Here is an 18,283-nt window from a genome sequence, read left to right as displayed (position 1 = left end):
AGGCCCGCTCAGGCGGGCAGGCGCATCGCCGTGTACAGGGCCCTGAGCATGAGGATCGCGCTGACGGCGAGCACGTGGTAGCCGATCAGCGGATACAGCTCCAGCTGATCGGTCACCCGGGGCCCCTTGCCGGTGCCGAAGACCACCAGCATGACCCCCATCAAGCCCGTGCAGGCGGCCAGCAGGGTCACCGTGACCTGGTGGATCAGTCCGGATACGAAGCGCCGCTCCCGCTCGTCCGCGAGCACCCGGACCCGTACGCCGAGCCGTCCCTCCTCCAGCGAGGCGCTGATGCGCTCGGCCCTGCGGGGCAGTCGGCGCAGCATGGGCAGGACGGCGAGCAGTTCCTGGGTCGCGCCCTGTACCAGTGAGGAGAGCCCGGGCGGGCTGAAGCCCCCGGTTCCGCCGCCCTCCGCCCCGCCGGTCCGCGGTTTCGCCGAGCCGAGGGTGAAGCGCTCGGTGAGCAGCCCGATGGCGAACGCCCGTGCCTCGTCGAGCAGGTTGAAGCCGGGGGCGAGGTGCGTGAGGGTCCCCTCGATGGTGGCCAGGGCCCGGAAGACCGCCGCCACCTCCGGGGGGACGGCCAGCCCGAACCGGGACAGCATCCGGAACAGGGACGTGAACATCTCGGAATCCGGCTGGGCTCCCGCTCCCAGGTGCCGGGCCATGAACCGGCCCAGTTCCCGCTCCAGCAGTGCCGCGTCGGGCATCAGTTCCTCGTTGGTGGTGGCGCGGGTGCCGAGCAGGGCGAGCAGGGCGTCGTGCAGCCCCGCCGGATCGCCCCGGTCCACGGCCACCAGCAGTTCCTGGATGGCGAGGCGGACCGAAGGGTCGGTCCGCCCCACCGAGCCGAAGTCGAGGAGGCCGATCCGGCCGTCGTCGAGCAGCAGCATGTTGCCCGGGTGGGGATCGGCGTGGAAGACCCCGACCCGCAGGATCTGGTGGAGGATCGCGGAGAAGGCCGTACTGGCCAGCGCCCCCCGGTCCAGGCCCGCCGCGTCGGCGGCCGGTCCGGCCCGGTCGAGCGTGACGCCCTCCATCCACTCCTGCACCAGGACCCGCGCCGAGGTGTACTCGAAGTACACCCGGGGGATGCGTACGGGCGCGTCCGCGTCCCATGCCCCGGTGGCCTGGGCGACGGCGACCGCGTTGCGGCCCTCGATACGGAAGTCCAGTTCCTCGCGTACGGATTCGGAGAACCCGTCGCCCAGCTCGCGCAGGCCGAGGGCCTGGGCGGAGCGGACCCGGGCCTGCAGGCTGCGGCTGATGGTGAGCACGATGTCGAGGTCGCGTTCGACCGCTTCGCGGATGCCGGGGCGCTGGACCTTGACCGCGACCGTCGGGCCGCCGCACAGCCGGGCCCGGTGCACCTGAGCGATGGAGGCCGCCGCCAGGGGCACGTGCTCGATCCACTCGAAGACCTCGGACACCGGCTTGCCCAGTTCCTTGTGGAGGACGGCCTCGACCTCCGGCCACGGAGCCGGGGGCACGTCGCTCTGCAAGCGGCTCAGTTCGTCGATGAAGTGGGGCGGAAGCAGGTCGCGCCGCGTCGACATCACCTGGCCGAACTTGATCAGCGCTCCACCGCACTCCTCCAGGGCCAGCCGTGCCGACCGGGCCGACCGCTCGCCGAACTCGCCGGGCTTCAGGGCCTTTTCCCAACCCGAGCGGCCGCGCAGCATCCGGCTCAGACCGTGCCGCATGAAGATCCGGCTGATCTGGGAGTAGCGGCGGGCCCGTCGCATCCGGTCGCCCAGTCCCCGCAGGGCCTGGAGCGGCCATGTCCAGCTGCCGTGGGGCAGGAACACCTCGGTGATCACCAGGGTGGTCATCGCCGCGAACAGGGCCAGCGGGATCTGGATCGTCGACAGCGCCCCCCGGTCCTGCTCGTCGCGCACCACTTCGTTGAAGGCGAGGAAGACACCCAGCCCCATCAGGCCCGCGCAGAGCGCGCGCAGGGGACCGACTCTGATGCCGAGCAGTCTGCGGGAGGCCGCCGAGACCCCGACGACGATGATCCCGAGGGCCCCCGCGGCCATCACGACAATGACGAGCGTGAGGGATATGTCGTCGAATGCGCCGGCGGACAGTGCGGTCATGAAGATGCTCCCTCGGTAGGTCGCGGGCCACCCTAGGCCGAACCGTCCGGGAGCCGGAGAAATCTGGCAGCTTCATGCAGCCGCGCGGCGGTGGAGCCGTTCCAGGTACGCGTGCGCCGTCGGCAGCGTCTCCAGCAGGATGCGCTGCCGGCGCTTGACGCGGGCCAGCTGCTCCTCGGCCGACCGCCGTGCGTCCGGGCGGTATCCGATCGATGTGCCCTGCGCCAAGCCACCGGGAACGGGTACGAGGGCCGACAGCAGCCCGTACCGCGCCTCCTGTCCCGGCTCGGGGGAGAGCCCCCCGCGGTGGGCCTCGACGCATTCCCGGAGCGCGCCGGACAGCGGCAGTGCGCGCTGGGCCCGCCAGAATCCCGAGTCGGCGCGCGGCGCCGCGGCGTAGTGCAGCTGTACGGCGTCGGCGGCCCGCTCGTACCGGTCCCGGGCGGCCCGGTTGAAGCGGGCGGCCGGGGCCTCGCGCGCGTCCAGGGAGGGGGCGTCCCGGATCAAGAGGCCGACCGCGCCCAGGACTTCGTCCAGCGCGTCGCCCGCCAGGGGTTCCACCTGCCAGGCGGCCGTACCCAGCGCCACGCAGTTCTTCACCCAGGCGCGGCGGCTGCGTCCGAAGCGGTAGCGGGCGTGGCGCACCTCGGCGCGCCCCGGGTCCAGCCCGTACAGCTCGCACAGCCGGCCCGCCGCCTCGTCCGGGGCGGTCCTCGCGCGGGGGTACACGAGGCCCGCGCCGAACCGGCCGGGCAGCGGGAGCTTCCAGGACCAGCCCGTGGGCAGGGCGGTCGCGGTGGCGAAGGGCTCGATTCCGTGGGCGGTGTCGTCGTGCGCGACGGTGACGGTCGCGGCGCTGTCGCAGAGCAGCCGCTCCTGCGCCCCGACGAACGGCTCCCCCAGGACCTTCCCCAGCAGCAGGCCCTGCTGGCCGGTGCAGTCGACGAAGAGGTCGCCCTCGATCCTGCGCCCCTTTTCCGTGCGCAGCGCGGTCAGCATTCCGTTCTCGTCGCGCTCGGCGGACCGCACGGAATCGTGGACGGCGCGCACATCGAGCCGCCGTACCGCGAGATCGCGCAGGAACGCACGGAACACCAGGGTGTCGACGTGCCATCCGTAGGGAAAGGCCGCCCGGCCGTCGAGCCATCGCGGTGATTTCATGGCGTCCATCAACGGTGGCTCGCGAAAGCACGCGTAGTCGAACGGTTCCGCGGTCAGGCCTTCGCTCCTGAGGTACTGCCAGTAAGGGGAGAGCGAATTGTTCCCGCATTCGGGCAGGTGCGCGCGCGGGCGGTAGAAATGGTCCGCGGCGCCGTTCGCGAGCGTCCTGGCGGCGGTGGTGAGCGGCCCCTCCGTACGCCAGTTCACATACCTGACAGCCGTTCGGAACGACGCCCCGCACGCCCGCGTCCAGTCGTCCTCGGCCACGCCCAGCGGATCGAAGAGCGCCGACTGGAATTCTGGTGGGACGGCTGTGACCTGCCCTGTCTCCGCCAGATCCGGGACAGCGCACGGCGTCTGGAGCACGGTGACGGCGACCGTCCCGCGCCACGTCCCCGCGAGCCTGGCCGCGACCGTCCAGCCGGCGACGGAGCCTCCCACGACGACGACTTTCCTCATTCTGCGGTCCATGCCCGAAAAGCTGCCCCCGTCGTCTGTACGGGATCTGTACGCGACCGTGCGGAAAGCTCTACGGGCCGGTGCAGACCGGCGCGAGAATCCGTATACCACCCCGTCCGAATCTGTGAGTGCGGGACCTGAACAGGGTCCATTTCACACACAGGAGCAGCGATGGACCGGAACGAGAACTCCCTGAGCGAGGCTCAGAACGTACTGGACGTCCTGACGGATATCGAGCAGCGGGGAACACGGGTACAGGAATTGCAGCTGCGTGGCGAGGCGACTCCCTGGGCCGCGCTTCTGGCGGAATACGTGGACGCACTCACCTCCCTGGTGGCACAGAGCCACGAATTCCGGGCTCCCACCGAGACCTACAGCTTCGACGAGGGCCACGCGGGCGGCTGCGGCTGACCCGCGACGGCGAAAGGCCTTCGCGGACCGGGCGCCGAGGCGGCCGGTCCGCGAAGGCCGGGAGGGACGGGGACAGCGGGAGGGACGGGGAGAGCGGGCAGGACGGGAGAGCGGCGCGGACGGGGAGGGCGCGGTGCCGCGACGGGAGCGGGCGGCGCCCGTCAGGCGGCGAGGAGGACGGCGGAGCTCCGCTCCTGGGCGAACAGCCGGACCAGCCGCGTGAAGCGGTAGCGCGGCCGGGCGTCGCCGTCGACGCCCCACGCGTCCGCCAGCTGCGCGTCGGTCAGCTGCTCCAGCATCTCCTCGGCGTCGTCGACCCCCGTGCCGAGGAGCGCTGCCGCGTCGGCCGCGCCCAGGTCCCTCCAGCCCGCCGCCGCGAGGACACCGAAGGCGCCGCGCACCTCGAAGGGCAGCCGGTCCACCGCCCGGGACAGCGTCGCCCGTACGTCGAGGCCGCCCAGCCGCAGCTCGGCCAGCCTGCGCTCCTCGGGTGCCAGGCGGGCGGCGAGCCGGGCGGCCGACCACTGGGGGCGGGCGGCGAGCCGGGCGCCCGCGATCCGCAGGGCCAGCGGCAGCCGGTCGCAGAACTCGGCGATGCGCGCGGCCGATTCGAGGTCGTCGGAGATCCGTCCGGGTCCCGCGACCGTCATCATCAGCTGGAGCGACTCCCGGGGCGTCATGGGGCCGGTCCGCACCAGCCGGGTGCCTTCGAGCGAGGCCAGCGGGGAGCGGGGACCCGTGACGATCGTGCGGCTGTCACCGCCCGGCAGCAGCGGACGTACCTGGGCGTCGTCGTCCGCGTTGTCGAGCACGACGAACACGCGGCGCCCGGCCAGCAGCGTCCGGTAGAGCTGGACGCGCTCGTCGAGGCCCTCGGGGAGCCGGGCGGGGTCGGCGCCGAGGGCGCGCAGGAACCAGCCGAGCACCTCGCCCGTGGTGCGGGCGCCGCCCTCCGGGGTGCGCAGATCGGCGTAGAGCTGTCCGTCCGGGAAGGCGGCGCGGCTGAGTTCCGCCGCCCGCAGCGCCAGCGCCGACGTGCCCGTGCCGGGGGCCCCCGTGATCACGACGTCCTGGTGCGCGCGCAGGGCGGCGAGGATCTCGGCGCTCTCCTCCTCACGGCCGGTGAAGTCGCCGGGGGCGGCGGGCAGCAGCGCGGGAACCAGCCCCGGCCAGCCGTCGCGGCCGGGCGCCGGGCGGGCGGGGCGCGGCAGCGCCACGGCAGCGGCCGCGCCGGAGTCCGCCTCCCCGGGTCCGCGTGCGGGAGCCGCCCCCGAGCGGGCCGGGTCCGCGCACGGGCGCTCCGGGGCCTGCGGCGCGGGGAGCGTGCCCGTCAGGACCCTCTGGTGCAGGGCGCGCAGTTCGGGCCCGGGATCGATGCCGAGGTCCTCGGCGAGGACCCGCCGCCCCTCCTCGTACACGGCGAGCGCGTCGGCCTGGCGGCCGCAGCGGAACAGCGCGGTCATCAGGTGGCCGCGCAGCCGCTCCCGTACGGGGTGCAGGGCGACCTGCCGGGTCAGGCCGGGAACGGTGTCCGCGTGCCGGCCCAGCGCGAGGGCGGCCTCGGTGTGCTGTTCCAGCGCGGACAGCCGGACCTCTTCCATCCGGGGGCCCTCCGCCTCGGCGAGCCGCGCGGTGACGTCGGTCAGGGCCGGTCCGCGCCACAGCGCGAGGGCGGCGGCGAGGCGGCGTTCGGCGTCCTCGTACCGTCCCGCCGTCAGGTCGGCGCCGCCCGCGTCAACGAGGCGGCGGAAGTCGTCCCAGTCGAACCCGGCGTCCCCGATGTCCATCCGGTAGCCGGAACCGATGCGCTCCAGACCGTGCCGGGCGCCCAGGCGGGTCCGCAGCCGTGAGACGTACGTGTAGAGCTGGTTGGTGCTGCTGGCCGGGGGCTCCCAGCCCCACAGCAGCGTGGTGAGCCGCTCGTCCGTCATGACCTTGCCGCGGGCCAGCAGCAGGGCGGCGAGCACGGTGCGCTGCTTGCTGCCGTCCAGCGCTACCGCGCGGCCCGCGGCCCGGGCCGACACGGGTCCGAGGATCGTGAAGTCCATGACGCCTCCGCCTTGCGCGGGCCCGCCCCGGTCGGCTGGCCTCGTGCCGCGAAAGCTACTGACGGGCGATTGCCCCCGGGCATCGCGGCGATTTCGCGGGCCACGAAATCGATCCGAAAGCGCTCCGACAAGACGGCTCCCTACCGTTCACGGCATACCCCGGGGCGGCGCCCACAGCGGCCCCGGACCGTCCACGAACCTTCAGGAGCATGCCGTGACGCACCTCGTCCGTTCCACGAAGTCGAGCGCCGCCGCCCTCGTCACCGCTCCCCTGGGCCGGCTCGCCGCGCAGGCGGTGCTCGCCCTCGGCCTCGTCTCGGCCGCCGGTTTCGCCCTCTCCGTCGCACCGGTCGTCGTCCAGGACGGCGCGATCGTGGCCAGTGCGCGGACGCTGGCGGACGACCCGTGGTCGAGCGCCCCCCTGACGAAGAGCGACGACCCGGGCTCGCGCACCCGGGTCGTGATGAAGGACGACCCCTGGAGCTGAGCCCGCGCCACGGCCCGCCCGCCCGCCCTCAGGGCTGGACGAGCGTGAACAGGTCCGACGGGTCCAGCAGGTCGCCGTCCCCGAGCAGTCGCAGCAACCTCCCGGCCCGGCTCTGCCAGGACGGGGCGCCGACCTCGGCGAACAGATCGGCCGCGGCCTTGAAGCAGCCCGCCGCGCCGGACCGGTCCCCGCGCACCGCGCGGACGCAGCCGAGCGCGATGCCCGCCCGCCCCTCCAGATAGCGGTCCGGGACCTTGGCCGCCGTCGCCAGCGCGTCGTCGAGGACCGATTCGGCCTCCTCCATCCGTTCCCGGCACCACAGGGCCTCGCCCAGCACGCGCAGCGTGTGCGCCTCGCCCCGCCGGTCCCCGCTGGTGCGGACCAGCCCCAGCGCCCGTCGGCACGCCTCCTCCGCGCGCTCCCCGTCCCGTTGGTGGATCAGGGCTTCGGCTAGCCGGACGACGCTCTGCGCCTCGCCGCGCACGGTCCCCAGCCCTCGGCTCCTGACCACCGCCTCCGAGGACAGCACCAGGCTCGCCTGCGCGTTCCCGAGTTCCAGCTCGATCTGCGCGAGCAGGCCCAGTACATGGGCCTCCGCGTACTGGTCGCCCCCGGCCCGGAACAGCTCCAGCGACTCGTGGCCCATCCGCCGGGCCCGGTGCAGATCCCCGCGGTAGCGCCCGCACAGCGCCAGGTTGCGCAGGACCAGGGCCCGCCCCTGGTCCTGGCCCTCCTCCTCGAACAGGCGCAGCGCCAGGTTCAGGTGCTCGACGGCCGCGTCGTGCTCCCACGAGAGGATCCCCAGCGTGCCGAGCGAGTGCAGCATCGCTGCCTCGCCCAGCCGGTCACCGGTGCGGCGGGCGGCCTCCAGGGCCCGCTCGGCGCAGGAGCGCCAGTCGTCGAGATAGTTGCGGTTCTGGAAGAGGGTGACGCTGGTCATCGTCAGGTCCCAGGCGTACGCGGCCTCGCCGTCGCGGGAGGTCTGGTCCACCAGGCCCGTGATCGCGACGCGCTCGGTCTCGAACCATTCCATGGGGTCCTCCAGCAGGCTGTCCACGAGCGTGGCCGGGAGGGCGTGGAGCGGCGCGCCGCTGTGGATGACGGTGTAGTCGCCGCCGTAGATCCGGCGGTGGGCCTCCCCGGCGAGCGCCAGCCAGGCACCGGCCACGCGCCTGGTCGCGGCGCGCAGTTCCTCCGCCCTCTCCTCGGCCAGGGCCACTTCCCGGGCGAAGAGCCGGGGCAGGGCCTGGAAGCGGTAGCGCACATGGCCGGTGGTCGCGGCCTGCGGCATCAGCAGCTGCGCGTCGACCAGCTCTTCGATGAGGTCCTCGGCGTCCAGCAGGTCGATGTCGAGGAGCGCGGCTCCGGCCCAGGCGGAGAAGTCGGGCACGTTGGCCGCGCCGAGCAGCCGGAACATCCGGGCGGTGGCGGCCGGCAGGTCGCGGTAGCTGAGCCGCAGACCGGCGCGGACCCCGCGCTCGTCGGGGCTGAGCTCGTCGAGCCTGCGGTGCTGGTCCTCCAGCCGGGAGACCAGGGTGCGCACCGGCCAGTGGGGCTTGGCCGCGAGCCGGGCCGCCGCGATCCGCAGGGCCAGCGGCAGCCGGTCGCAGAGCGCGCTGAGCCGGGCCGCTCCGACCGGGTCGGCGGACAGCCGGTCGTCGCCCGCCACCCGGGCGAGCAGCGCGATCGCCTCGTCCTGTTCCAGGGCGCCGAGGTGCATCGGTACGAAGGCGTAGTCACCGGCGAGCGCGCCGCCCATGGGGTCCCGGCTGGTGACCAGGACGCAGCAGCGGCCCGTACCGGGGAGCAGGGGGCGGATCTGCTGGAAGGAGCGGGCGTTGTCGAGGAGGATCAGCACCCGGCGGCCGTCCAGGACGCTGCGGAAGAGCGCGGCGCGCTCGTTCTGGTCGGCGGGGACCTCCGGGCCCGGCACGCCGAGCGCGCGCAGGAACCGGTCGAGTACGGCGCTCGGCCGCAGCGGCGCCTCCTCGTCGTAGCCGCGCAGGTCGGCGAAGAGCCGGCCGTCGGGGAAGCGGCCGGCGACCTGGTGGGCCCAGTGCACCGCGAGGGCCGTCTTGCCGACGCCGCCGATGCCGGTGATGGAGCCGACGGGCAGGGCAGCGCCGTCGAGGTGGTCGAGGAGGCGGTCGAGGGCGGCGAGTTCCTGGCCGCGTCCGGTGTACGAGGCGACGCTCGACGGCAGTTGCGCCGGAACGCTCCGCGAGGGGACGGCCACGACCGCCTCGGTGGGCAGGTCCAGCTTCGGCGAGTCCGCGAGGATCTCCCCGTGGAGCCTCTGGAGGGCGGGTCCGGGATCGATGCCGAGTTCGTCGTTGAGCAGCCGTCGGCCCTCGCGGTACGTCTCCAGGGCCTCGGCCCGTCGGCCGGAACGGTAGTGGGCCAGCATGAGGTGCCCCTTGGCCTGCTCCCGGAGCGGGTGCTCGCGCACGAAGGCGGTCAGCTCGCCGGTCACCTCGCGGTGGTGGCCCAGTTCCAGGCGCAGCCCCATGAGTTCCTCGTACACGTCGAGGCGCAGCTCCGTCAGCCGGGCGGCCTCGTCCTCGACGCGCTGCGCGGCGACGCCCTCCAGCGCGGGGCCGCGCCACATGGCGAGGGCGTCACCGAAGTGGCCGCAGGACTCCTCGGCCCGGCCGCCGCGGGCCGCCTCCCGCCCCAGCTCGGCCAGCTCCTCGAACTCGACCGCGTCGATGCGGTGTTCCCCGGCGAACAGCATGTAGCCGGGGTGGCTGGTGACCAGGAGGTCCTCGACGCCGACGGCCGCCTTGAGGGTCTTGCGCAGGGCGGAGACGCAGATGGCGATCTGGTTGCGCGCGGTGGCGGGCGGGTTCCCGCACCAGACGGCGTCCGCGAGGGTGTCGACCGACACGATCCGGTTGGGGGCGAGGAGCAGCATCGACATGATGGTGCGCTGACGGGCGCCCGTGAGGGTCACCGGTATCCCGTCGGCGCTGATGTCCAGAGGACCCAGGACCCGGAACACCACCTGACGCACGAGCTGCCTTCCCGTCATGCGGCCGCGGCCGACGTCGCACGGCTCGGTTCATGCCGCTTTTGTAGTGATTAGCAGGGTGTGGGAGAGGCGGCAACGCGGCTGGCAGCAAGCTGCCACCTCAGGGCCGCGCCCGCCAGGAGGCGGGCGGGAACCGCTCGGGCCGGTCCCAGCCCGCGGCGGCGGGCACGGGCCCGGGCTCCGGGGCGGAGGCCGCCGCCAGCGTGGTGAGCAGCGCCGTGAGCGCGGCGATCTCCTCGGCCGTGGGGGTGCCGCGGATGATCTCGATCAGGGTCGGGCCGAGTGGCCCGTCGAACGCGGGCGTCGACATGGCGTCTCCTCACATCGGGGGGTTGCCGTGCTTGCGGGAGGGCAGCGGGGCGTGCTTGGACCGGAGCATGGACAGCGCCCCGATCAGTGCGGAGCGGGTGTCGGCCGGGTCGATGACGTCGTCGACGAGGCCGCGTTCGGCCGCGTAGTACGGGTGCATCAGCTCGGCCTGGTACTCCTTGACCAACTGGGCGCGCATCGCCTCGGGGTCGTCGGCCGCCTGGATCTGCCGCCGGAAGACGACGTTGGCCGCGCCTTCGGCTCCCATGACGGCGATCTCGTTGGAGGGCCAGGCGAGGGACAGGTCCGCGCCGATCGAGCGGGAGTCCATGACGATGTAGGCGCCGCCGTACGCCTTGCGCAGGATCACCTGGACCCGCGGCACCGTGGCGTTGCAGTAGGCGTACAGCAGTTTGGCGCCGTGCCGGATGATCCCGCCGTGTTCCTGGTCGACGCCGGGAAGGAACCCCGGTACGTCGACGAGGGTGACCAGCGGGATGTTGAAGGAGTCGCACATCTGCACGAACCGCGCGGCCTTTTCCGACGCCCGGATGTCGAGCACCCCGGCGAAGGACTGCGGCTGGTTGGCGACGACGCCGACGACCTGGCCGCCCAGCCGTGCCAGCACCGTGATGACACTGGTGGCCCAGCGCTCGTGGATCTCCATGTACTCGCCGTGGTCGACGAGTTCCCCGATCACTGCCCGCATGTCGTACGGGCGGCTGCCGTCGACGGGGACCAGGTCGAGCAGCCGGTCGCAGCGGCGGTCGACGGGGTCGTCGACGGGCGCGCCCGGCGGCATCTCCTTGTTGTTCGCGGGCAGCATCGAGAGCAGGTAGCGCACCTCCGCGATGCAGCTCTCCTCGTCGTCGTACGCGAAGTGCGCGACGCCGGAGACCTCCGCGTGGACGTCGGCGCCGCCGAGACCGTTCTGGGTGATCTCCTCGCCGGTGACCGCCTTCACCACGTCGGGTCCGGTGATGAACATCTGCGAGGTGTCGCGCACCATGAACACGAAGTCGGTCAGGGCGGGACTGTAGGCGGCGCCGCCCGCGCACGGGCCGAGCATCACGCTGATCTGCGGGATGACTCCCGAGGCCCGGGTGTTGCGCTGGAAGATGCCGCCGTAGCCCGCCAGGGCGCTGACACCTTCCTGGATACGGGCGCCCGCGCCGTCGTTCAGCGACACCAGGGGAGCTCCGGCGGCGAGCGCGAGGTCCATGATCTTGTGGATCTTGGCGGCATGGGCCTCGCCCAGCGCTCCGCCGAAGATCCGGAAGTCGTGGGCGAAGGCGAAGACCGTACGGCCCTCGACCGTGCCCCAGCCGGTGACCACGCCGTCCGTGTGGGGCCTCTTGGCCTCCAGGCCGAAACCGGTGGCGCGGTGGCGCCGCAACTGCTCGATCTCGGTGAAGGAGCCCTCGTCGAAGAGGAGGGCGAGGCGTTCGCGCGCGGTCAGCTTCCCTCTGCTGTGCTGCGCCCCGGTGCCCTGCGCCCCTCCCCTCAGGACCTCGTCACGGATCAGCGTGAGCTCGCCGACCCTCTCCTGCATCGTCATGGCCAACCCCTGTCCTTGTCATGTGGTGCGAAAGGCGACGAAGTCGCAGAGAGCGTCCAGCGCGCGGCGTGCCGTGCGCTGCGGCAGGACACCGAGCGCGTCCCGGGCAGCTGCCAGCCGCTGGTGCATGATCGCCGCGGCCTGGGCCGTGGCGGACGCGGTGTCGAACAGTTCCAGGGCCCGCCGGTGCGCGGCGGGCTGGGTCACCGGGCCGTCGGCCAGCAGGGCCCGCAGCTCCTCGTTGTCCGGATCCAGGTCCGCGAGGGCGAGCAGGACCGGCAGGCTCGCGACCCCCGCCAGCAGGTCCTTGCCCCTCTCCTTGCCGGTGTCCTCGGCCGGGGCGGCCAGGTCGAGCAGGTCGTCGGCGATCTGGAAGGCGGCGCCGAGGTGTTCCCCGTAGGCGGTCAGGGCCCGGACGTACGGTTCGGGCGCCCCGGCCTGGAGCGCCCCGATGCCCAGTGACATGGACAGCAGGGCGGCCGTCTTGCCCGCGATCACCTGGAAGTAGTGGCTGACCGGGTCCTCGCCCGGCGCGGGTCCCGTGAGCTCTCGCAGCTGGCCCGCCACGAGCCGCCCGGCGGTCTCCGCGTTCAGCCGCAGGGCCTGCGGCCCGAGCCCGGCGGCGAGCTGCGCGGACCTGGCGAGCAGCCAGTCCCCGCCGAACACCGCCGTCCGCCTGCCCCAGCGCACGTTGGCGCTGGGGACGCCGTGCCGGGTCTCGGCCTCGTCCATGACGTCGTCGTGGTAGAGCGAGGAGATGTGGACCAGTTCGGCGATGACGGCCGCGTCGGTCACGCCGTGCCGCCACGGGTCGCCGAACTCGGCGCCGAGCAGCACCAGCACCGGGCGCAGCCGCTTGCCTCCGGCGGCGGCGAGGTGTCCGGTGAGGTCGGCGATCCTCGGGTCCCCGGCATCACGGGCACTGTCCTGGAGCCGCTTTTCCGCACCGGCCAGCACCTCACCCATCCGGGCCTCGAACTCCGGGTCGTCCAGGCGCAGCCGGGCGAGCAGACCGCAGCCCGCATCCGCCCGGTCGGCTATAGCGGCCGATTGCGCCTGAATACGGCCCACGAGGAATCCCCCACCTCACGACGGATCGCCATTCGCCATCCGAACGGCGGCTCTCCGCGAAACTCTGGCACCGCACCGGAGCGGGGCCCAAGGGAATTGGCATGAAGGTGCCATCGACTTCGCATCTGACGACGTGCCAGCTCAATGCCATCTTCCTGCCAACATCAGCTCGGCCGACGCCGCGTCGAATAACCGTGGTTAAGCTCACGGATCGAGGAACTCAATGAAGAACAAGGGGAATTAAGAATGCGCATCGCAACCGTCGTCACGGCCTCGGCCGGTCTGCTGGCCCTCATGGGCGGTACCGCCGTCGCGGCTCCTGCCGACACCTCGGCCCCGGCCCCGGCCGACCGGAAATGCGAGGGCGTCAAGCTGTCCGGGTCACTGCCCGTGCCGCCCGCCGGCCTGGCCGTACAGCAGCAGGTCACGATCGGCGCGGACTGCAAGCCGGTGCTGGGCGAGGTCCGCTACGTACCCGCCTCCGGCCAGGCGGCGAAGGGGGCGGCGCTGAACGCCGCGGCCGCCGGGGCCTCCACGAGCCGCACGGTCCGCAGCTGGAACGAGATGTTCGACTGCTGCAACATCCGGATGACCGGCCTGTACACGGACTCCACCTGGGACACGGCGGCCGGCCAGGTCACCAACGCCGCCAGCACGGCCCGCCAGGAGTGGAACCGCGAGCCGTGGAACGCGGGCTGGTCGCTGAAGTCGTCGAGCGCCCAGGGCGCCGCGGCCTACGAGGCCCACGCGGACTTCACGTACAAGGGCATCTTCGACCTCTCCGGCAACACCTACGCGAACTCCCACCACTCCTACGTGAAGCTGAACGGTGACGGGACCTCGACCTGCACCTTCGACGTGGAACTGAAGAACACCTTCATCGGCTGGAACTGGCAGCACGGCTGCGCGTGAGCCGTCCGCGCCCCGGGTGGCGGCGGCCGGTTCCGGCCCCCCGCCACCCCGGGCGCGTCAGTGCCACATCACGCGCACGGAGGGATCGAGGATCCAGCCGGCCACCTCGTCCATGCCGGTGATCCGCGTCCCCTGGAGGAGCATGTCCTCGGCGAGGCCGTGCTCCTCCAGGGAGAACCGGTCGGCGGCCAGCAGTCCGCCTTCTCGCTGGAACCGGTCGAGATCGGTGTCACGGCCGGGCACCGCGAGCACCACTCCCCCCTGGACCAGGAAGAGCATGACGGAGTTGCCCATGAGCACCTGCGTGACCGCCTCGCTCCGGAAGCCGTCCGCCTCGCCCCCCTCCTCCGCCCGGTTCTCCACGAACAGCAACCGCGGCGCGCCCGCGGCGCGGTCCGCCCAGTCGTCCCGTTCCTCGGAGGCCGCGTCCCTGCCTCCGGCGGGGGACACGGCCTCGCGAGCGGCCGCTCCGGTACGCGGTCCGGTGGCGGTGTTCACTCTCATGGACCTCCTTCCACAATGGCGACGACGTTGATGCCGCCGAGTCCGAAGGCGTTGAGCTGCGCCACGTTCAGCCGCCGGCCCTCGGCCGCGGCGCCGGTCACGAAGCGCAGCGGCGCGGCGGCAGCCGTTCCGCGCGGACCGGTGACCGGTGGCACCCGCCCTTCGCCGAGGGCACGGATGCCCACGATCAAGTCGATCAGGCCCGCCGCACCCGAGGTCTGGCCGGTCATGGTCTTCAGCGCCGTCCTCAGCGGGACGGCGGCGTCGGTGCCGAACACCTCGGCGAGCGCGGCGGCTTCCGCCTCGTCCTCGCCCGGAGTTCCGCCGCCGTGGAGCATCACCAGGTCGACGTCGCCGGGCCGGACCCCTGCCAGCCGGTACGCGGAGCGCATGGCCTCGGCGATGCCGTCCCGGGACGACGCGGTGACGTGCCGCGCGTCGCAGCTGAGGGACACCCCGCGCAGCCGGCCGTGCACCCGGGCGGCGTCCCCGCTCGTCCTGCGCAGCACGATCGCGGCGGCTCCGTCGCCCCGGGCGGCGCTCCCGCCGCTCACCTCGGCCGGACCTCCCCGCCGCGGCCCGTACGGGGACCCGGTCGGCACGTCGACCCCGGCGACGATCACGCTGTCCGGGGCGTCGTCGCCCTCCTGCCCCAGCAGATCGGAAGCGAGGGCCAGTGCGTACAGCGAGGCGGAGCATCCGTTGGAGAAGGTGTGGGTGACGTCCGCGTTGAACCGCTCGCGCAGCGCCGCGCCGAAGTTCATACCCGAGTCCGCGAAGGGGGAGCCGTCCCGCCACCACGTTTCCGGCGAGCGCACCTCCCGGATCCCGGTCCCCACGAGTACCGGGATGCCCCGCAGGTCCTCGCCGAGGCCCGCGTCCTCGGCGGCCTCGGCGACCGCGTCCAGCAACAGCCGGGTGGCCCGCCCGGGGACGTCCCCCGCGCCCGCCGTCCGGTCGCCGCTCTCCCAGGAGTGCCGGGCCGTGAACCCGCTCCGGTCCAAGCCGCGCGGCCGCGCCCGGCCGCGGCGGCCCGCGCACACCGTCTCGAACAGCTCGTCGACGCCGGAGCCGGCCGATGCCACGGCGCCCATGCCCACGATGGGGCGACTGACCGGCTCGGTGCGCAGTGCGGTGGACACGCCTTGGTACTCCCTCGGAGAGTTGGCTGCGGGAAAGGGGCGGACGACCCGCCCGTGAGCGGGGAAGCGCGGCGCGACGAGCCGCTACGGCGATGGCAGCTAGCTGCCACGGCCCACGCTGTCCTACACGGCGGCCCGCGTGCCCGGCGCCCGGGAGTTCCCCGCCACGTCGCAGAGCCGGGAGGCCGCGTCGATCACCGCGCCCAGCAGGGCCCGGTTGGGTTCCGCGGGCATCCGGGGGCGCTTGCCCGTCAGCACCAGCGCGCACACGACCCGGTTCTCCTTGGCACGTACCGGCACCGCGATCGAGACCGCCTCCGGCACCGCCGTATCGGGCCCGTGCGCCCACCCCCTGCGGCGTACCAGGGCGAGCTGGGCCGCGGTGAACCGGGCGCCGCGCAGCCCTTCGTACAGCTCCTCCGGTTCCTCCCAGGCGAGCAGGACCTGGGAGGCCGCCCCCGCCTTGGCCGGGCGGGCCGTGCCGACGGGGATGCAGTCGGTGAGGCTGAGCGGATCCACGGAGGTGGCCACGCAGAACTGCTTCTCGCCGCGGCGCCGGAAGATCCTCGCGTCGAGCCCGGTCAGGGCGGCCAGGTCCGCGAGGACCGGCAGGGCGGCCCGCACGAGCCGGTCCCGCTGTGCCTCCACCGCTATGTTGCCCAGCCGGGTCCCGAGCACGTACCGGCCGCAGTGGTCCCGGGTGAGCAGGTCGAGGCGCTCCAGGGCCTGGGCGATCCGGTGCGCCGTCGGCCGGGTCAGACCACTGATGGTGACCAGTTCCGCGAGCGTGGCGGGCCCGTCCTCCACGATGGCCAGCAGTACGGAAGCCTTGTCCAGCACGCCGACGCCGCTGATCCGCGGCTGCTGGGTCACGACCTTCATCGCCCGCCCCCCGCGCGGGCGGGCCGGGTCCCAGGGGTACCGCGCTGGCGTGTTCCCCGGGCCGGGACGTCGGGAGCGACCGCCGACTGATTCATGGTCCTGCCTTCCGTTGGGCGTTCACCTGAGGGCACGGGAGGCCGGCTCGACGATCCGAGCCGCGGCCCCCCGTGCGGCGACGGCGCTCGGATGGGGGGGGAACCGGCCGCCAGGGGAACGGGGTTCCGCCATGCGGCGGAACCCCGTTCCTGACGGCTCATACAACTGGGCGGGGCGGGGGCGGGACAACGCCCCTTTCAGGAAGTTGCCAGGACGCCGCGCCCGCCGCCCCCGGTCACCGGGGCAGGAGCCCCAGCTCCGCGGCCCGTACGCCCGCCTGGAAGCGGGAATTGGCGCCCAGCAGGGCCATGATCTCCGCCACGTACCGGCGGTAGGTGCGCACCGACACCGCCAGCTCCCGGGCGGCGACGTCGTCCGTGGCGCCGTCCTGCAGCGCGCCCAGTATCTGCCGCGCGAGCGCGGCACGGTCCCGGTCGCCGAAGACGATGCGTTCACCGGCGGGCACGGCGTTGCTCCACACACTCTCGAACAGGGTGTGCAGGGTGTGCAGGACCTCGGGCACCCGGATCACCGAGGCCCGTCGTCCGACGGCCGATTCGGCCACCACCAGGGCGGCCCGGCCGTCGACGATCAGCGCCTGCAACGGGGGCACCTTCGCCACCCGCACCGCCACCGGCCGTTCCCTGCCGAGCTGCTCGCGCACGAACTCCTCGTCGAGCAGGGCGGGCGAGGCCAGCAGGCGTACGGCCACCCCTTCGGCGGCGCTGTAGATCAGCCCCCGTTCCGTCCGCAAGGGATTCTCGTCCGAACCCAGCAGGCGGGCGTGGACGATGTCGATGCTCTCCGTCGCGCTCTCGATCAGTCGCTGAGCCGCGTCGAGAACGACTTCGTAGTCGTTCTCGAGCACGCTGATGACCTGCTCCTGGAGGCTGCGGCCGCGGTGCATGGCGACGGTCGACTCCAGCAGTTCCCGCACCTGGAGCAGGGCACGCTCCATCACGTCCTCTGCCCTCTGAGACACGCGTAACCACCTTTTCCTGACGATCCGATCGACGTGAAGGCTGCTCGTGGGCAGCCGTGAAGAGCCCGGCGTCCTTCGTACGGACGCCCGGGCGTGGTCCGCTACTCGGCCAAGAGGCCGAACTCAACGGCCTTCACGCCGGCTTGGAAGCGGGAATTGGCATCGAGCTCACGCATGATGTCCGCGACGTGCCGCCGATAGGTCCGCAGGGACACGTTCAGTTCCCGCGCGGCGATCTCGTCCGTGTTCCCCGCCCGCAGCCGTTCCAGGATGTTCCGGGCGAGTTGCGTGCGCAGGCGCGGGCTCAGCTGGAGGTGGTCGGCGAGTCTGCAGCCGCGCGACCAGGCTCCGGCGAAGAGCAGTTCCAGGGCGCGTACCGCGGCCACGTCGTTCACGACGGCCGCCTCGTCGCCCGCGCTCCCGGCCGCCCGCACCAGGGCCACCGACCCGTCGACCACGAGGATCTCTCGAAGATCGCTATCGGACACCCTGACTTCCACCCGGCGGTCCGGGATCTCCGTCAGCGTGACGACCGGTCCGACGGCCTCCGCGGTGCAGAGCACGCGGACGACCGCGCGGGCGGGGATCGTCGCCAGGAGCGCCAGTACGGCGTCCGAGAACTCACCGGTGTCGGTCAGGGCGACGCAGACCGAGTGCCGCGCGCGCTTGACCAGCTGTTCCAGGGTGTCTCCGGTCAGCGTGGCGCGGGTGCGTGCCACCGCCGACGGTGTCATCGGTCTCGTCCGGTGCAGGGAGACGGTCGACTCGATCAGCGCGTGCGCCTGGAGCAGTGCCTTCTCCAAATACGCGGCGTGATCCGTGCGGGTCCCGTCCGTCCCTCCGGCCTCCGCCGCGCTTGGTGTATCAAATCTAATTCCCGTCATTTCGCCCCCGTATGTTTAGCGTTGCCCCTTACCACAGGGCATCCGCTGGTCCCACACATCCTAACCACTGAACCCTGCGTGTCCGGCCAAAAAATTCGGCCATCCATGGACGCCTAGTTGAGGCGTGCACTATTTGAAGTGCTGTCAAGAGCGTCGGGATTCGGCCCGTCCGCAGTTCGGATCCCGAGACATGGCCGACAAGGCGTCGCCCTAATGAGACGGGGCGGCCCCGCCGGGCCGGATATCC

At 72.9% G+C, this 18,283-nt stretch carries 15 protein-coding genes; 3 read left to right on the top strand and 12 right to left on the bottom strand.

Going from position 1 to position 18,283, the window contains the following annotated elements; all coding sequences use genetic code 11:
• Nucleotides 1-8: 8 nt before the first annotated feature.
• Entirely contained in the window at nucleotides 9-2,099 is a 2,091-nt protein-coding gene (locus QMF80_RS15770; protein ID WP_283453642.1) for an ABC1 kinase family protein, read from the bottom strand.
• 72 nt (nucleotides 2,100-2,171) lie between these two features.
• A complete protein-coding gene (locus QMF80_RS15765) occupies nucleotides 2,172-3,731 on the bottom strand; it encodes a tryptophan 7-halogenase (RefSeq protein ID WP_283453640.1) in 1,560 nt (519 codons plus the stop codon).
• A gap of 159 nt (nucleotides 3,732-3,890) precedes the next feature.
• On the opposite strand from QMF80_RS15765, the gene QMF80_RS15760 reads away from it, so the two are divergent.
• The gene (locus QMF80_RS15760) at nucleotides 3,891-4,130 is read left to right on the top strand and encodes a DUF6269 family protein (RefSeq protein ID WP_283453639.1); all 240 of its coding nucleotides are present in this window, start codon (nucleotides 3,891-3,893) and stop codon (nucleotides 4,128-4,130) included.
• A gap of 161 nt (nucleotides 4,131-4,291) precedes the next feature.
• On the opposite strand, the gene QMF80_RS15755 is transcribed toward QMF80_RS15760, so the two are convergent.
• On the bottom strand, nucleotides 4,292-6,178 hold the full coding sequence (locus QMF80_RS15755; RefSeq protein ID WP_283453638.1) for an AfsR/SARP family transcriptional regulator: 1,887 nt from the start codon (nucleotides 6,176-6,178) through the stop codon (nucleotides 4,292-4,294).
• Nucleotides 6,179-6,392: 214 nt separating this feature from the next.
• Between QMF80_RS15755 and QMF80_RS15750 the strand changes: the two genes are divergently transcribed.
• Nucleotides 6,393-6,665 (top strand): hypothetical protein, encoded by a 273-nt coding sequence (locus tag QMF80_RS15750; RefSeq protein ID WP_283453636.1) that lies wholly within the window; start codon nucleotides 6,393-6,395, stop codon nucleotides 6,663-6,665.
• 28 nt (nucleotides 6,666-6,693) lie between these two features.
• Here QMF80_RS15750 and QMF80_RS15745 read toward each other — a convergent pair whose 3' ends face one another.
• The 4 genes from QMF80_RS15745 to QMF80_RS15730 form a co-directional block, all read right to left on the bottom strand.
• Nucleotides 6,694-9,678: an AfsR/SARP family transcriptional regulator gene (locus QMF80_RS15745; RefSeq protein ID WP_283453634.1), complete on the bottom strand. Its 2,985-nt coding sequence runs from the start codon at nucleotides 9,676-9,678 to the stop codon at nucleotides 6,694-6,696.
• A 118-nt stretch (nucleotides 9,679-9,796) separates the two neighbouring features.
• Nucleotides 9,797-10,006 carry an acyl-CoA carboxylase epsilon subunit gene (locus QMF80_RS15740; protein WP_283453632.1) on the bottom strand — a complete coding sequence of 70 codons (210 nt, stop codon included), beginning with the start codon at nucleotides 10,004-10,006 and terminating at the stop codon, nucleotides 9,797-9,799.
• 9 nt (nucleotides 10,007-10,015) lie between these two features.
• On the bottom strand, nucleotides 10,016-11,557 hold the full coding sequence (locus tag QMF80_RS15735; protein ID WP_283453760.1) for an acyl-CoA carboxylase subunit beta: 1,542 nt from the start codon (nucleotides 11,555-11,557) through the stop codon (nucleotides 10,016-10,018).
• A gap of 24 nt (nucleotides 11,558-11,581) precedes the next feature.
• Complete coding sequence (locus QMF80_RS15730) at nucleotides 11,582-12,634, bottom strand: polyprenyl synthetase family protein (RefSeq protein ID WP_283453629.1); 1,053 nt, start codon at nucleotides 12,632-12,634, stop codon at nucleotides 11,582-11,584.
• Nucleotides 12,635-12,880: 246 nt separating this feature from the next.
• Between QMF80_RS15730 and QMF80_RS15725 the strand changes: the two genes are divergently transcribed.
• On the top strand, nucleotides 12,881-13,546 hold the full coding sequence (locus QMF80_RS15725) for a hypothetical protein (protein WP_283453628.1): 666 nt from the start codon (nucleotides 12,881-12,883) through the stop codon (nucleotides 13,544-13,546).
• A 57-nt stretch (nucleotides 13,547-13,603) separates the two neighbouring features.
• On the opposite strand, the gene QMF80_RS15720 is transcribed toward QMF80_RS15725, so the two are convergent.
• The 5 genes from QMF80_RS15720 to QMF80_RS15700 form a co-directional block, all read right to left on the bottom strand.
• A complete protein-coding gene (locus QMF80_RS15720; RefSeq protein WP_283453626.1) occupies nucleotides 13,604-14,050 on the bottom strand; it encodes a hypothetical protein in 447 nt (148 codons plus the stop codon).
• Nucleotides 14,047-15,192, bottom strand: coding sequence for a beta-ketoacyl synthase N-terminal-like domain-containing protein (locus tag QMF80_RS15715; protein WP_349372209.1), 1,146 nt, complete (start codon nucleotides 15,190-15,192; stop codon nucleotides 14,047-14,049). The genes QMF80_RS15720 and QMF80_RS15715 overlap by 4 nt, the downstream gene beginning before the upstream one ends.
• 123 nt (nucleotides 15,193-15,315) lie before the next feature.
• Complete coding sequence (locus QMF80_RS15710) at nucleotides 15,316-16,074, bottom strand: IclR family transcriptional regulator (protein ID WP_283453625.1); 759 nt, start codon at nucleotides 16,072-16,074, stop codon at nucleotides 15,316-15,318.
• A 331-nt stretch (nucleotides 16,075-16,405) separates the two neighbouring features.
• Nucleotides 16,406-17,152 (bottom strand): TrmB family transcriptional regulator sugar-binding domain-containing protein, encoded by a 747-nt coding sequence (locus tag QMF80_RS15705; protein WP_283453623.1) that lies wholly within the window; start codon nucleotides 17,150-17,152, stop codon nucleotides 16,406-16,408.
• A 101-nt stretch (nucleotides 17,153-17,253) separates the two neighbouring features.
• Nucleotides 17,254-17,955: a helix-turn-helix domain-containing protein gene (locus tag QMF80_RS15700; protein ID WP_283453621.1), complete on the bottom strand. Its 702-nt coding sequence runs from the start codon at nucleotides 17,953-17,955 to the stop codon at nucleotides 17,254-17,256.
• Between the last annotated feature and the right edge of the window lie 328 nt (nucleotides 17,956-18,283).

It is taken from the genome of Streptomyces sp. G-G2 (assembly GCF_030063135.1).
Classification (GTDB): Bacteria; Actinomycetota; Actinomycetes; order Streptomycetales; family Streptomycetaceae; genus Streptomyces.
Note: the sequence above shows the minus strand (reverse complement) of the source record. Positions and strands in the feature narration are given on the sequence as shown.